This window comes from Polaromonas aquatica (genome assembly GCF_042659145.1).
Taxonomy (GTDB): domain Bacteria; phylum Pseudomonadota; class Gammaproteobacteria; order Burkholderiales; family Burkholderiaceae_C; genus Polaromonas; species Polaromonas aquatica.
In genome coordinates, this window is sequence record NZ_JBHSRS010000018.1 from 625,046 (window position 1) to 638,542 (window position 13,497).

Below are 13,497 nucleotides of genomic sequence, written 5' to 3' on the forward strand. Positions count from 1 at the left end.
AAAAAGAAGGGAATGGCGTCAAGCCGCGGCCCACCCAGGCCCGAGGGACCAGGGTGGCGCAGTGCCGTGAAACGGCAGGCTGGTGCTTAGGCTACGGTGACCTTGACCGCGTGGTCGGCCCAGCTGGTGTTGTTGTAGCCGCTCTGGTTTTCACCACGTGTCTCGGGCTGCACGTTGCCGGCTGTGTCGGTGGCGCGGCTGGCCAGGGTGTAGGTGCCGGCCGGCAGCCTGGCCTGCAGCACAAACTGGCGCCAGGCGTACTTGCCCATGTCGGGGCCGATGAAGCGGGCCTTCTGCCAGGTCTTGCCGCCGTCGATGGACACTTCCACACCCTTGACGGCATGCAGGCCACCGAAGGCCACGCCCTGGATCTGCACCGTGCCGCCAGCGGCCAGCGTGCCGCTTTCGGGCAGGGGTGAGTTGATCCAGGACTTGACACTCATCTCCTGCACCGAAGGCTGGCTCGGGTCGCCCTTGCCGCCTGGGGGCGACATGCGGTAGCCGTGCGACATGATCTTGGCGTCGCTCTCCTGCGCCGTGAAGGCCAGCTGTTTGATGTACTTGATGTTGTTCACACCCTGGTAACCCGGCACGATCAGGCGCAGCGGTCCACCATGGGCCAGCGGAATCGGCTCGCCGTTCATTTCCCAGGCCAGCAAGGCATCCTGCATGGCGGCGGCGGGCACCGAGCGTTCCACCATGATGCTTTTCGGGTCAATGCCCTCGGGCAGTTTTTCGCCGCCGGTGCCGGTCATGAAGCGCATGCCGGCGCTCACGCCGCCCAGGGACTCGACCACGGCGCGCACAGGCACGCCGCTCCAGACCACGCAGCCGGCGGCGCCGACAGTCCAGGGTGTGCCGCTGGGTTTGCTCGGGAAGAAGCCGCGGCCGTTGCCCGAGCATTGCAGCACCATGGTCACGGTCTCCAGGCCCAGGGTCTTGAGTTCGCGCACTGTCAGTTTGCGCGGGCTCTTCACGCCGGCCACGGTGACTTCCCAGGCGTCACGATCGGCCACGATGGTGGCGTCGGGCGCGGGCAGGTTATTGCGCAGGTACAGCTGGTTGCTGGGGGTGATGCCGCTGGTGCCGAAGGCGCTGCGTTTGGTCTCCAGCGTGGTGCTGCTGTGCACGATGACGTCGGACGCGTTCTTCCAGCCCACGTAGGCCGGCAGCGGCTTGGCGGCTGCGGCCTGTGCCAGTGCGCCTTGTGACCAGCTGGCCAGGCCGGCGCCAGCAAGGGCCGCGGCACTGCCTGTGAGCAGGCGGCGGCGTGGCAGGGAAGTGAGGGCAACAGTCATGGAGTCTCCTGTGAAGTGGGGGTGATGGGAAAGACAAAGGGGCCCCGCGGCGCGGTGGCCGTGGGCTTGCGAAGATTGGTGACGCTGGGCGCAAGGGACGGTGACACGGCCTGCAGCGCGGCCTGCGCCACGCCCAGGGCTTTTTCTTTTTGCGCCACAAGCACCAGCGGTTTGCCGTTGCGCGCGGTGATGACCTGCCAATAGACATTGCCCCACCAGCCGCTGGCGTCGGGCAGGGAAATGGCGTCGTCGAAGGCAAACACCGTGACCATGCCGCCTTTCTCAAAAAAAGTGGTCAGGTGGTAGGCCAGATGGCCGTCGATGTCGCAGGGGCGGATCAGTTGCGGGTAACCGGGCAGCGCCTGTTCAGGGCTCAGGCCCAGGTGTTGCAGGACTTTGCTGCTGTCGATGAAGTTGCCGCGCAGCGTTCGTTCGTAATATTCGTGTTCAATCGCGTCACGAACCAGGGCCGGCGGACGCATGGCCAGCACGGCCGTGGTGCCGGTGGCGGCCAGCAGCAGGGCGGCCGCGGCGCGCTGCACGCCGCGGTGCGACCAAAGCGGCGTGTGGCGAAACAGTTGCGCGGGCGGCTGGCCGGGGTCGAAGGCGAGTGCCAGTTCGGCGCGGGCGCGCAAATCGAAGGCGCTGTCGGGGGGGCGTTGATCCGGCATCTCAGACCTTTCGCAGACGTCTGTCTTGGGGCACAGCGGCCACAGCCGCCGGGGTGAGGGCGGCTGTGGGGCGCATTGCGGCTTTCAGCGCATCGCGCGCCCGCGCCAGCCGCGACAGCACGGTGCCGGGCGCAATTTCCAGCGCCTGCGCCATCTGTGCGGTTGGCATGTCGTCGAAATAAAACAGCACAAGCACCTCGCGGTGTATGGGTGCTATGCGTGCCAGCGCCTTGACCACATCGAGCTGGTCGTCCAGGCTGCCCTCGGGCGCAGCCTCGTCCGCCACCAGGTCAGCGTCTTCCAGTGATTGCGGTTGCGGCGCCATGTGGCGCAGGGCGTGGCGCCGCATGATCTGGAACAGCCAGGCACGCGCCAGCGCCGGGTCACGCAGCTGTTTGCGGTGTTTCCAGGCGCTGGTGAAGCAGTCCTGCACCACGTCTTCAGCGACCGCGCGCGAACCCATCAGCGCCCAGGCGCTGCGCAGCAAAAAGCGGTAGTGCTCGCGCACCCATTGGTTGTAGCGGGACTCCGCCGTCAGGATCATGCGCATAAGAGCGCGGGGCGCGGGGTTTTATTCCCTCGGATGCGAAATAATTTTCGGCAGCGCCTGCAGTGCGCGCGTGATTTTTCAAAAATGATAGCTGGTCACGCAGGAAGGGTAAGGGCTGAAGGCTGATTTGGCTTGAAAAATGGCGCTACGGGCTGGGCCTGGCGCCCGGGCGCTTACAGCGTGAAAATTTTGCCCGGGTTCATGATATTTTTCGGGTCCAGCGCGCGCTTGATGACGCGCATCATCTCCACCGCGCCGCCGCCCGCCTCGGTCAGCAGGAAGTCCATCTTGTGCAGGCCCACGCCGTGTTCGCCGGTGCAGGTGCCTTCCAGGCTGAGCGCGCGGCTGACCAGCTTGTGGTTCAGTACTTCGGCGGCTTCGCGTTCCTCTGGTTTGTCGGGATCAATCAGGTAGCCGAAGTGGAAGTTGCCGTCGCCCACATGGCCCACCAGGAAGTAGGGGATGCCGCTGGCATCGGCCTCGGCGACGGACTCCAGAAGGCAGTCGGCCAGGCGTGAAATCGGCACGCAGGTGTCGGTTGAAATCGCACGGCAGCCGGGCTTGGACTGGATGGCCGCAAAGTAGGCGTTGTGACGCGCCGTCCACAGGCGTGTGCGTTCTTCGGGTGTGCTGGCCCATTCAAAAGCGTTGCCGCCGTGGCCGCTGGCAATTTCCTGCACCAGCTCGGCTTGTTCCTTGACGCTGCTGGGCGAACCATGAAACTCCATCAGCAACATCGGTTCTTCGCGCAGGCTGAGCTTGGAATGAGCATTCACCATGCGCACGGTGTTGTGGTCTATCAACTCCACGCGTGCAATCGGCACACCCAGCTGTATCACTTCAATCGTGGTGCGCACGGCGGCCTCAATGCTGGGAAAGGAGCACACCGCCGCCGAGATGGCTTCGGGCAATGGGTAGAGTTTGACGGTGACTTCAGTGATCACGCCCAGGGTGCCTTCGCTGCCAACCATCAGGCGCGTCAGGTCGTAACCGGCCGACGACTTTTTGGCGCGCGTGCCGGTGCGTATGACCTCGCCGCTGGCCGTGACCACTTCCAGCGCCAGCACGTTCTCGCGCATGGTGCCGTAACGCACGGCGTTGGTACCGCTGGCGCGCGTGGCGCTCATGCCGCCCAGCGTGGCGTCGGCGCCCGGGTCGATGGGGAAGAATAGGCCCGTGCTCTTGACCTCTTCATTGAGCTGCTTGCGGGTCACGCCGGGCTGCACGGTGACGGTGAGGTCTTCGGAGTTGATGTGCAGCACCTTGTTCATGCGGCTCACGTCAATGCTGATGCCGCCCTGTATGGCCAGCAGATGACCCTCCAGCGAGGTGCCGACACCAAAAGGAATCACCGGTACGTTGTACTGGCCGGCCAGTTTCACGGCATCGGCCACATCGGCCGTGCTCTCGGCAAACACCACGGCGGCGGGTGGCGGCGCGGCAAAGGATGACTCGTCGCGGCCGTGCTGCTCGCGCACCACCAGGGCCGTGGAGCAGCGTTCGGCAAAACGGGTTTTAAGTGCGTCTATCAGCGCGGCCGGTGTTTCGCGCTGGGCGATCTCGGGCAGCAGGTGTACAGGCAGGGGTGCATTCATGGTCGTCTCCAGATACTTCTCGCCGCTGCTCTTTTCCTGCGGCGCACGAGGCGGGGTTTGCCACCAGCGGCCCCCAAGAGGCCGCTGGAATCAAACATTATGGAGTAGTCAGCCCATGGGCCCGGCAAAAATCATCAATGGGCCGACCAGGCCCAACCCATGTCTGGGGCGTTTGCCCTCAAGGCCACAGGCACCGTTGTGGTTTGATCGCCGGAAGCACCCGCCGACGGCATTGCGCAGCCGGCGGGTGTCGTGGGTCAGGCCCCTGCAGCCTTGTTGAACTCTTCGCGCGAAATGAAACCGTCGTGGTTGGCATCGATCTGGTCAAAGCGCTGCGCGACGGCCGGCAGGTTTTCTGCTTCCTTGCGGTCCAGCTTTCCATCCTTGTTGGTGTCGCTTCGGGCAAAGGCCGCATCCACATCCTTGCTGCTGGCCTTGTTGGGCGCAATACTGCCCGTCGTGCCCGAAGGGCTCATTTGTGTGGGCGAGGGGTTCTGGCCGGCCGGGGAGGGCGCCGCCGCTTGCGCATGCGAAACGTTGATGCTGCCTATGGCCAGTGCGGCCATGAAGAGAACGCTGCGCATTTCGAAGTTGGGAATAGAATGTTTTTTGACTTTGCTGGATGGCGTTGCGAAGACGGTCATGCGGGAGATCCCATGAAGTTAAGAAGCCTCCATTGCAACGCATCGGCCAAGGGTTTGCCAGTACTCTTGCCTGCTGTTTCCTCACTGACATGATCACGCAGAACGACACATTTTCTTGCCCTGCGTAACCCCTGCAAGGTTTGCGCGCGGCTTCACGGAAGCAATACTTTTTATGGCCAACAGACTTTCACAAATCGCTACCCGCACCGGTGACAACGGCACCACCGGCCTGGGCGACAACACGCGCGTGTCCAAGGACAGCCTGCGCGTTCACGCCATGGGTGATGTCGATGAACTGAACTCGCAGATCGGCCTGCTGTTGTGCGAGGACATGCCTGCCGGTGTGCGCGAGCTGCTGGTCGAGGTGCAGCACCAGCTGTTTAACCTAGGCGGCGAGTTGAGCATTCCGGGTTTTGAGCTGCTCAAGCCCGAAGCGGTGGCGCTGCTTGATGCCGCGCTGGAAGAACACAACGCCAAATTGCCGCGCCTGGCCGAATTCATTTTGCCGGCCGGCTCACGCGCTGCATCGCAGGCGCATGTGTGCCGCACCGTGGCACGCCGCGCCGAGCGGGCGGTGGTTGCGCTCGGTGCCGCAGAGCCGCTCAAGGATGCGCCGCGCCAGTACCTGAACCGCCTGAGTGATTTGCTGTTTGTGCTGTCGCGCGTGCTGAACCGCATGAACGGCGGTGACGACGTGTACTGGAAAAGCGAAAGACTAAAAAACAGTTGATTAATCCAGGCCGCCGTGGAACCGGCTTCGGCGGGCCACCAGCGGCGTCCCCTGCAAGGGGAGAGGCGGCTCACGCAGTGAGCCCGCAACAGGGGTGTTCCGTTATCTAGGTTGCAAAACCGCCATGGTGATGCGTGAAACACATGTCAGCTCGCCCGCGTCGTTGGTCAGTTCAATGGACCAGACGTGTGTGCTGCGGCCTATGTGGACCGGGCGCGTGATGCCGGTGACCCAGCCGCTGGAGGTGCCCTTGAGGTGGTTGGCGTTGATGTCCAGCCCGACCACGCGATGGCCCTCGGGCACTGCATAGGCTGCGCCGCAGGAGCCCAGCGTTTCAGCCAGCACCACGGACACGCCGCCATGCAGCAGGCCATAGGGCTGCACGGTGCGCTGGTCTACCGTAAGCGTCCGGTGAACCCGTCTTGACCGGCGGGCAAGTCTATACAGCTGTATGAAGAATTGGCGGTCAGATGACCGTAGACCACCGATGCGGCAGCAGTTCGTCAATGCGGCTTGCCGGCTGAGTCGGTAGCCGCTCAAGAATGTCGCGCAGGTACGCATAGGGATCATGCCCGTTCAGCCGTGCCGAGTGCACCAGGCTCATCACGGCGGCCGCACGCTGTCCCGCCCGTAGCGATCCGGCGAACAGCCAGTTCGAGCGCCCGATGGCAATCGGCCGGATCTGGTTCTCCACCCAGTTGTTGTCTGCGGGCAGGTTCCCGTCGTCGATGTAGCGCGTGAGCGCCGCCCATCGGTTGAGGCTGTAGTCGATGGCTTTGATCGTGGCCGAGCCCTCGGGCAGCTTGCGGCGCTGCTGCGTGAGCCACAGGTGTAGCGCATCGGCCACCGGGCGACTGCGCTCCTGGCGTATTCGTCTTCGCTCGGGGACGTCCAGTTCATGCACTTCGCGCTCGACTTCATACAGCTGTACGAAGAATTTGAGCGCCTGCTCGCCGATCGTGCTCTGGTGGTTGACCCACAGCTCGTGGAACTTGCGACGGGCGTGTGCCAGGCAACCGGCTTCGCTCACGCCCATCTGGAAGCAGGCTTTGTAGCCGCTGAAGTCATCGCACACCAAGCTGCCGTGCCAGCCGTCATGGCCGGGCAGTCCCAGGAAGGCCCTGCAATGCTGGCCGCCTCGGCTATCGGCGAAGTCAAACACCACGGCGCGGGTCGGGTTGTACGTGGTGGTGCAGTAGCTCCACAGGTAGGCGCGGTGCGTCTTGCCCGCTCCCGGCTTGAGCATCTGCACCGGCGTCTCGTCGGCGTGCAGCACGCTGTGACGCAGCAACTCTGCCCGCAGAGCCTGTACCAACGGCTGCAACTGCACGCCGCAGGCACCCACCCATTGCGCCAGCGTCGAGCGGGCAATCCCGAAGCCAGCCCGAGCAAAGATCGCCTCCTGCCGGTACAGCGGCAGATGGTCGGCGTACTTGGCCACCAGCACCTGGGCCAGCAGGCCCGCCGTGGGCAGCCCTTTGTCGATGACGTGCGCCGGCACCGGCGCCTGGATCAAGGTCTCGCACTGAGAGCAGACCCATTTGCCGCGGATGTGGCGCTCTACCGTGAACACGCCCGGCTGGTAGTCCAGCTTCTCGGCAACGTCCTCGCCGATGCGCTTCAACTGGCAGCCGCAGGCACAGGTGGTGGACTCGGGCTCGTGACGAATCTCGCGACGCGGCAGGTTCCCGGGCAGCGGTTGGCGCTTGGGCTTTTGCTTGTCGGCGTCGTCTTTGACAGGCGGCTGCACGGCATTGAGCTCGCGCTGAAGCGCCTCCAGGTCAGCGTCGATGGTTTCGTCCAGCAGGCTCTTCTGCTCAGAGCTGTAGGCTTCGGACTTGGCCGCGAACTTCAACCGCTTGAGCACCGCCATCTCGTGGGTGATCTTGTCGATGACGGCCTGCTTGAAGGCAATCTCGCGGTCCTTGCGCTCGATGGCGGCGCTCTGGCCGGCCATCTTCTCCATCAGGGAGAGCACCGTCACGCGCAGTTGCTGCGCGTTGAGCTGGTCGAGTTGCGTGGTATCGATCACGAGAGTCGATCATGCCGACTCCCCCGCCAATGCGCATTGGAGGTTTCGCCAATTGCACGCTGCCTCGCTACAGCACCGTGATGACGCCAGCTTCGCCCAGGCGCTGCCACGGCAGGCCCAGCACGAGGGCATCAAGCTGCACGCGCGTCAGTCCCAGCGTGGGCCCGCCATCCTTGGGCCAGACGAACTTGCCCTGGTTCAACCGCCGTGCGGCCAGCCATACGCCAATGCCATCGTGCACGAGCACCTTCATTCGGTTGGCCCGCCGATTGGCAAACAGGTAAGCGTGGTGAGGGCGCGCTGAGCCAAACACCCCGACCACACGCGCCAGCGCTGCTTCGCTTCCCGAGCGCATGTCCAGTGGTGCCACGGCAAGCCACACAGCGTCAACCCGGATCACCGCAGCAACTCGCGCATCCACACCGCACAGTCACCGGCACTGGCAACCGGCCAGGTAATCGTCATCGTCGTGGCGCCTCGACGCAACTCAACTCGGATGTCCTGCGCAGTAGTAGCCGCCGGCGCGGGCAGTGCGACCGGAATGAAGACGGTATCTGCCAAAGGCACCGTGCCCGCATTTGCCAGGCGGCGCCACTTGTGCACGATGTTTGCGTTGATCCCGTGCGACATCGCCACGCTCGCCACCGACGCTCCAGGCCGCTCGCACTCGCTCAGAATCAGCGCCTTGAGACCGGGATCATGACGTCGCCGGGTGATCTTCTTGGAGTCTTTCATGGTGTCCACTTAAATTCCTTGGTGGACACCATCGTTGCCGCTTAGCCAGGCAAATTCAAGAAGGGGTTGGCCGGACGCTTACGGTCTACCGGCACGCGGGCGCGAATGAAATCCTCGCCTACTTCAAGAAATTCGACCCCCAGGTGGGAGACTGCGCTGTTGGCGCTACCCGCTGTGAGCGCTTCGATGGAGATGGCTTGCTTCCAGATGTTCATGGTTTTGTGGGGTTGGGCGTTGACGTGATGCCTCCACTATAAGGTTAAGGCCTACAAGTGGTCGATCACTTGCCCGGCCTGAGCCCGGGGTGCGCGGGTTTAGGCTGGGTGAAATGCTCAGGACAGCAGGCTTTCCGTGACACGCAGGCACCAATGGTGGACGGGCTTGGGTGTGGGCGTTTGCATGCTGGTCCTGCTCGGTGTCGCCCTTGTGCGCCTTATCCCTTCGGATGAAGAACTGGCCAGGCGTGTAGTGGCAAAACTGGAAGCGGCTTTAGGCGTCAAGGTCAGTGTGGGTGCGGTGCACTGGCGTTTGTTGCCGTCGCCTGCCCTGGTGATCGCGGACGCTGTCACGGCGCAAGCCCAGCCTGTGCAGATAAAAAAACTCACCCTTTACCCGGAGCTGAGCGCCCTTTGGCAGCGTCGCATCAAGCTCGATCGTGCCGAGCTTGACGGTGCAGTGGTGCCGCAACTGTCCTTGTCGGGACTGGGCAGGCCGGGCGGTGGCGTGGCTGAAGCGCGCAACCCGAACGGCTGGATTGCCGCCGAGCTTCCATTGCAACGTTTTGTATTTCGTCAGCTCACCTGGATTTCGCGCCGCGGCATCCCTGTCATTTACGACGGAGCGGTTGACTTTGACAGTGGCTGGCGCCCACGCAGCGCGGAGCTGCGCAGGCCCGAATTCGCTCCGGCGACCAGCCTGTCCCTGGAGCGGCTGGGCCAGGACGATCACTGGACCGTGCGCATCAGGCTTGGCGGCGGCACGGTCGACGGGGAGGTGGAGTTGCAAACGTCGGCCAGGGGCCGCCTTCACCTGGCCGGCAAGCTCAAGCCGCAGCAGGTGGAGGTTTCCAGCGCGCTTCAGGCATTCAATCGCCGGCCCGCGATTGCCGGCAAGGTTTCGGGCGACAGCACGCTTTCGGCTGATGGCGTTAACGGCATGGAGCTTGCGCAATCGTTCAACACCCGGACAACTTTTGTCATGGGGCCGGGCAAGCTGCTGCACTTTGACCTGGACAAGGCGATTCACACGGCGGGCAGGGAACATGCAGGACAAACGCCGCTGGACAGCGTTACGGGCAAGCTGGAAACACAAAACACAGCGGACGGCATGGTGACGTATTTCAGGGGCATCAACGCCAAATCCGGCGCCTTGAGCGCATCAGGCGATGCGCGCCTGTTCAACCGGCAAATCGAGGCGGAGTTCGCGGTCGACCTGGTCAAGGGCGTGGTCGGTGTGCCGCTCAAGGTCAGCGGCGCTACAAACAATGTTTCGGTCAGCGTGCCCGGCGGCGCGGTGGCCGGTGCCGTGGTGGGAACTGCGGTACTGCCTGGTGTGGGCACGGTGATCGGCGCCCGTGTGGGCGCTGCACTGGGTAAAATATTTGGATCGGGGCCGGATGGTAAAAGCAGCACTGCACCCGCCCGGCAAGTCCCGTGAGTTGTGGTTTTCCTTGTTCTTGAAATTCAATCGAGGCCCCGTCATGTCACAGCAACCCACTTCTTCCTCCAAGCCAACACCGCTGGCGCGCGCGCTTGACCAGAATGAAACCGCCAAGGACACCGTGGAGCAATCCGCCGCCGAACTGGTGGTGATCAATGCGGTACTCAAGCAGGAAATCCCCGGCTATGTGCAGGTCGGTGAAGTCGCCCAGGCCCTGCAAAAAACCGATGCCCTGGAAAACAAGATCCAGGACACCGCGCAAGACCTGGCCGAGGTCAACGAGGTTTTGGCGCAGGAAATCGACGAGCGCGCCGACCTGGAGCGCGAACTGGCGGCCACCAAGGCCGCGCTGGCCAGGGCCAAGGGCTAGCGCCGCTGACGGGGCGGCCTCCTTCCTTCAAGCAGGGGCCGCGGGTCCGGCTCTGCCGGCCCGCAGGCGCAGCGACAAGCGTGGGGGCTTATGCTTTGCGGTTGAGCAGCGCGTACAGCAGGATGGCGCCAAAGGTCGCGGTCCCGATGCCACCCAGCGCAAACTGGCCGAACTTCAGCGTGAAGTCACCCGTGCCCAGCACCAGGGTGATGGCCGCCACCAGCAGGTTTTTGTTGTCCGAAAAATCAACCTTGTTGGTGACCCAGATGCGGGCGCCGGCAATTGCGATCAGGCCAAACACCACGATACTCACGCCGCCCATCACCGGCAGCGGAATCGCCTGGATCAGCGCGCCGAACTTGGGGCTGAAACCCAGCAGCACGGCAATCAGCGCCGCCACCACAAACACGGCGGTCGAATAAATCTTGGTGGCCGCCATCACACCGATATTTTCCGCGTAGGTGGTGACACCGGTGCCGCCAGCGCTTCCCGACACCATGGTCGCCACACCGTCGCCTATAAAGGCGCGGCCCATGTAGACGTCCAGGTTTTTGCCGGTCATGGCCGTCACGGCCTTGATGTGGCCCAGGTTTTCGGCCACCAGAATAATCACCACGGGCACGATCAGCATCATGGCGTTGGCCGTGAACACGGGCGCCGTGAAGTTGGGCAAGCCCACCCAGGCGGCGTTGGCGATGCCCGAGACATCAATCGGTTTGCCCCAGCCCAGGCCGTTGGTCAGCAGCGCATAAATCACGCTGGCCAGAATCAGTCCGACCAGGATCAAGAGGCGCTGCACCATGCCACGTGTCATCACCGCGACCAGGGCGACGCTGACAAAGGTCACCACCTGCATCCATGAATCAAAGTTGCTGGCCGCCATGTTCTTGACGGGGATGCTGGCCAGGTTCAGGCCAATCACCGCCACCACCGCGCCGGTCACCACGGGTGGCATGAAGCGTTCTATCCAGTTGGTGCCCACCGCCTGCACGATAAAGCCGACCAGGGTGTAGACCGCGCCGCAGGCAATGATGCCGCCCAGCGCTACGCCGATGTTGGCATTGGCGCCTTTGCCGGCGTAGGCAGTGGCGGCGATCACCACACCGATGAAGGCAAAACTCGAACCCAGGTAGCTCGGCACCTTGCCGCCGGTGATGACAAAAAATATCAGCGTGCCTATACCGCTCATCAGGATGGCGATGTTGGGATCGAAGCCCATCAGCAGCGGTGCCAGCACCGTGGAGCCAAACATCGCAATCACGTGTTGTACCCCCATCACTGTCGTTTGCGGCCACGGCAGGCGCTCATCGGGCGCAATCACGCCGCCCTGTTGCAATACCGCGCTGCTTTTTTCTGTCCAGTCCAGCATTCCCATCTCTCTCTCCTAGTTTGTGGTGGGGGCAATGCTAGAGGGAATGGGTCTCCCGCACAAGAGTAAAAAAGCAGCAGGAAGAAGATCAGGGGTCAGACCAGGAAAGCACAGACCTGCTGCAGCACGGCGCCGTCCTTCAGGATTCGCCTGTGTCCCAGGCCCTCTGTTGCCACCAGGCGGGCACCTTCAATCGCCTGGCTATAGGCCACGCCATCTGCAAAGCGGTTGATGCTGTCCTGCCTGTCGTGCACGACCAGCGTGGGCATGCGGATGCGCGGGCCGACAGCCGCTGGCTCGAACAAGGGCATCAACATGCCTTCACGCACTTCAATGCGCCGCTGCATGGCCGCGCGTGTTGCTTCGCGCAGGCCAAACACGTGCGCAAAAAGCCGTGTGTACTCCAGCGGCGAAGCCGGCGGCGCGAGCAGTACCAGGCGGCCAGCGGCAAGTCCCCGGCTGGCCGCGTAAGCAGCGGCGTTGGCCGCCAGCGAATGCGCCACCATGCCGCGCAGCGTGCGGCCTTGTTGCTGCAGGCGCGCTGCCGCATAGTCCAGCACGCGGGCAAACTGCGGGAGGTTGCTGCTGGCACCCCGACTGCGGCCGTGTGCCGGCATTTCAAGCAGCACCGGCTGCAGGCCCTGTTTGAGCACTTCATCGGCCAGCGCCAGCATCTGGCCTGCATGGCCGCCCCAGCCGTGCACCAGCAAGACCACCGGGACAGTGCTTGCCGTGCGCCTGGTGTACAGCGTCAGGCTGGCGTTTTCGAACGGCCATTGCTCAATCTGCCAGTCCGGGCTCCAGCTCCTGCGGCGGCTGATCCACTTGGGCGGCAGCGGCGTGCAGAACAGGCGGTAGGCCGCGCGCACGGCGAGTGCCGGCCAGAGTTGCTGTGAGGCACCCAGCCCCCAGCGGAATATCCGCGTCATGGGGCTGGCGCTGTAATAGGCCGAGGTGGCCTCAAGGGATGTACGGGTCATGGGGTTCTTTCCTTTTGTGTCCGGCTCAGTACCAGATCCAGTCTTCATTGCTGCGCGGCAAATTGCGCAGCGAAGCCAGCACGGCGCCGACAGCGCGAACAGCGACATACAAACCCAGGGCGATGATCAGAATCAACATGATGGCTCCTTTATTCGCACGATCGTGCGAAATTGAGACTTGCAAAAACACATAAACCTACAATGACTCCCCGATGTTTTAAAGGCTCAAGCCTGGTAGCTTTTAAGCAGGCGCTTCCAGGAGGCCTGGGCACGTTCCGCTGCGCGGCTGTCGCGCAGAAAACGTGCGTCATGCAACAGCCCTATGGACAGGTTGCAGATTTCTCCCACGAGCTGCTCGGCATCGGTGTTAGCCTGCAGGTCGCCGGCCTCGACTGCCTGTATGACGGTGCGCCGCAGCGCGGCACGCCAGCGCGTCACCTCCTGCAGCAGGGTGTCGCGCAGTTCGCCTTCCCTGTCGTCCAGCTCGAACGCGCCCGCTGTGTAGATGCAACCCGATTTGGCTTCCACATCGCGCATGCGCACTATCCAGCGCTGCACAATCATGTCCAGCCGCGGCAGGCCCTTGGGCTGCTGCATGGCGGGCACAAAAACATCGGCCAGGAAACGCCGGCCAAACTCCTCGATGACGGCTTTCTGCAAGGCCTCGCGCGAGCCTATGCGCGAGAACACGCCGCTCTTGGACAGGCCGACGCGGTCCGCCACCGCCTGCAGGGTGATGGCTTCCAGGCCCTCGGCGGACGCCAGGTCAATTCCCGCGCCGACAATGGCGGTGCGGGTCATCTCGCTTTTCTGGGTTTTGGCGTCCATGCGCGGAATATTAGCACGATTGTGCGAAAAGTAAAA

The 13,497-nt window shown here is 63.5% G+C and carries 15 protein-coding genes and 1 pseudogene; 3 read left to right on the top strand and 13 right to left on the bottom strand.

Annotated features, from left to right (window positions below; all coding sequences use genetic code 11):
- Positions 1–86: 86 nt before the first annotated feature.
- The 5 genes from sorT to ACFQND_RS11445 all read right to left on the bottom strand — a co-directional run bounded on the left by sorT (position 87) and on the right by ACFQND_RS11445 (position 4,698).
- Complete coding sequence (sorT, locus tag ACFQND_RS11425; protein ID WP_371438552.1) at positions 87–1,298, bottom strand: SorT family sulfite dehydrogenase catalytic subunit; 1,212 nt, start codon at positions 1,296–1,298, stop codon at positions 87–89.
- Positions 1,295–1,969, bottom strand: a complete 675-nt coding sequence (locus tag ACFQND_RS11430) for a hypothetical protein (RefSeq protein ID WP_371438551.1) — start codon at positions 1,967–1,969, stop codon at positions 1,295–1,297. The genes sorT and ACFQND_RS11430 overlap by 4 nt, the downstream gene beginning before the upstream one ends.
- Before the next feature lies 1 nt (position 1,970).
- Positions 1,971–2,513 carry an RNA polymerase sigma factor gene (locus tag ACFQND_RS11435; RefSeq protein WP_371438620.1) on the bottom strand — a complete coding sequence of 181 codons (543 nt, stop codon included), beginning with the start codon at positions 2,511–2,513 and terminating at the stop codon, positions 1,971–1,973.
- 179 nt (positions 2,514–2,692) lie between these two features.
- A complete protein-coding gene (locus ACFQND_RS11440) occupies positions 2,693–4,114 on the bottom strand; it encodes an FAD-binding oxidoreductase (RefSeq protein WP_371438550.1) in 1,422 nt (473 codons plus the stop codon).
- 257 nt (positions 4,115–4,371) lie between these two features.
- On the bottom strand, positions 4,372–4,698 hold the full coding sequence (locus ACFQND_RS11445) for an EF-hand domain-containing protein (RefSeq protein ID WP_371438549.1): 327 nt from the start codon (positions 4,696–4,698) through the stop codon (positions 4,372–4,374).
- 232 nt (positions 4,699–4,930) lie between these two features.
- Here ACFQND_RS11445 and ACFQND_RS11450 point away from each other — a divergent pair, with 232 nt between their 5' ends.
- Positions 4,931–5,488: a cob(I)yrinic acid a,c-diamide adenosyltransferase gene (locus ACFQND_RS11450; protein ID WP_371438548.1), complete on the top strand. Its 558-nt coding sequence runs from the start codon at positions 4,931–4,933 to the stop codon at positions 5,486–5,488.
- Between the two features lie 102 nt (positions 5,489–5,590).
- Here ACFQND_RS11450 and ACFQND_RS11455 read toward each other — a convergent pair.
- From ACFQND_RS11455 to ACFQND_RS11475, 5 genes and pseudogenes are all read right to left on the bottom strand, one after another.
- Positions 5,591–5,887: pseudogene (locus ACFQND_RS11455) on the bottom strand (PaaI family thioesterase); the annotation flags it as partial.
- A gap of 67 nt (positions 5,888–5,954) precedes the next feature.
- On the bottom strand, positions 5,955–7,520 hold the full coding sequence (tnpC, locus tag ACFQND_RS11460) for an IS66 family transposase (RefSeq protein WP_377413465.1): 1,566 nt from the start codon (positions 7,518–7,520) through the stop codon (positions 5,955–5,957).
- 67 nt (positions 7,521–7,587) lie between these two features.
- Positions 7,588–7,941: an IS66 family insertion sequence element accessory protein TnpB gene (tnpB, locus tag ACFQND_RS11465; RefSeq protein ID WP_377413468.1), complete on the bottom strand. Its 354-nt coding sequence runs from the start codon at positions 7,939–7,941 to the stop codon at positions 7,588–7,590.
- Entirely contained in the window at positions 7,917–8,255 is a 339-nt protein-coding gene (tnpA, locus tag ACFQND_RS11470; protein WP_377413471.1) for an IS66-like element accessory protein TnpA, read from the bottom strand. The genes tnpB and tnpA overlap by 25 nt, the downstream gene beginning before the upstream one ends.
- A gap of 41 nt (positions 8,256–8,296) precedes the next feature.
- Positions 8,297–8,470: a hypothetical protein gene (locus tag ACFQND_RS11475; protein ID WP_377413474.1), complete on the bottom strand. Its 174-nt coding sequence runs from the start codon at positions 8,468–8,470 to the stop codon at positions 8,297–8,299.
- 136 nt (positions 8,471–8,606) lie between these two features.
- Between ACFQND_RS11475 and ACFQND_RS11480 the strand changes: the two genes are divergently transcribed.
- On the top strand, positions 8,607–9,911 hold the full coding sequence (locus tag ACFQND_RS11480) for a hypothetical protein (protein WP_371438546.1): 1,305 nt from the start codon (positions 8,607–8,609) through the stop codon (positions 9,909–9,911).
- 43 nt (positions 9,912–9,954) lie between these two features.
- On the top strand, positions 9,955–10,284 hold the full coding sequence (locus ACFQND_RS11485) for a hypothetical protein (protein WP_371438545.1): 330 nt from the start codon (positions 9,955–9,957) through the stop codon (positions 10,282–10,284).
- 88 nt (positions 10,285–10,372) lie between these two features.
- Here the strand turns inward: ACFQND_RS11485 and ACFQND_RS11490 are convergent, their stop codons facing one another.
- From ACFQND_RS11490 to ACFQND_RS11500, 3 genes are all read right to left on the bottom strand, one after another.
- Positions 10,373–11,659, bottom strand: a complete 1,287-nt coding sequence (locus ACFQND_RS11490; RefSeq protein WP_371438544.1) for a solute carrier family 23 protein — start codon at positions 11,657–11,659, stop codon at positions 10,373–10,375.
- Between the two features lie 89 nt (positions 11,660–11,748).
- Positions 11,749–12,633 carry an alpha/beta hydrolase gene (locus tag ACFQND_RS11495; protein WP_371438543.1) on the bottom strand — a complete coding sequence of 295 codons (885 nt, stop codon included), beginning with the start codon at positions 12,631–12,633 and terminating at the stop codon, positions 11,749–11,751.
- A gap of 225 nt (positions 12,634–12,858) precedes the next feature.
- On the bottom strand, positions 12,859–13,461 hold the full coding sequence (locus ACFQND_RS11500) for a TetR/AcrR family transcriptional regulator (RefSeq protein ID WP_371438542.1): 603 nt from the start codon (positions 13,459–13,461) through the stop codon (positions 12,859–12,861).
- Positions 13,462–13,497 lie beyond the last annotated feature (36 nt).

Coding starts and splice junctions, on each gene's coding strand:
- sorT (WP_371438552.1), bottom strand. CDS start 1,298: ATGACTGTTGCCCTCACTTCCCTGCCACGCCGCCGCCTGCTCACAGGC.
- ACFQND_RS11430 (WP_371438551.1), bottom strand. CDS start 1,969: ATGCCGGATCAACGCCCCCCCGACAGCGCCTTCGATTTGCGCGCCCGC.
- ACFQND_RS11435 (WP_371438620.1), bottom strand. CDS start 2,513: ATGATCCTGACGGCGGAGTCCCGCTACAACCAATGGGTGCGCGAGCAC.
- ACFQND_RS11440 (WP_371438550.1), bottom strand. CDS start 4,114: ATGAATGCACCCCTGCCTGTACACCTGCTGCCCGAGATCGCCCAGCGC.
- ACFQND_RS11445 (WP_371438549.1), bottom strand. CDS start 4,698: ATGCGCAGCGTTCTCTTCATGGCCGCACTGGCCATAGGCAGCATCAAC.
- ACFQND_RS11450 (WP_371438548.1), top strand. CDS start 4,931: ATGGCCAACAGACTTTCACAAATCGCTACCCGCACCGGTGACAACGGC.
- tnpA (WP_377413471.1), bottom strand. CDS start 8,255: ATGAAAGACTCCAAGAAGATCACCCGGCGACGTCATGATCCCGGTCTC.
- ACFQND_RS11475 (WP_377413474.1), bottom strand. CDS start 8,470: ATGAACATCTGGAAGCAAGCCATCTCCATCGAAGCGCTCACAGCGGGT.
- ACFQND_RS11485 (WP_371438545.1), top strand. CDS start 9,955: ATGTCACAGCAACCCACTTCTTCCTCCAAGCCAACACCGCTGGCGCGC.
- ACFQND_RS11490 (WP_371438544.1), bottom strand. CDS start 11,659: ATGGGAATGCTGGACTGGACAGAAAAAAGCAGCGCGGTATTGCAACAG.
- ACFQND_RS11495 (WP_371438543.1), bottom strand. CDS start 12,633: ATGACCCGTACATCCCTTGAGGCCACCTCGGCCTATTACAGCGCCAGC.
- ACFQND_RS11500 (WP_371438542.1), bottom strand. CDS start 13,461: ATGGACGCCAAAACCCAGAAAAGCGAGATGACCCGCACCGCCATTGTC.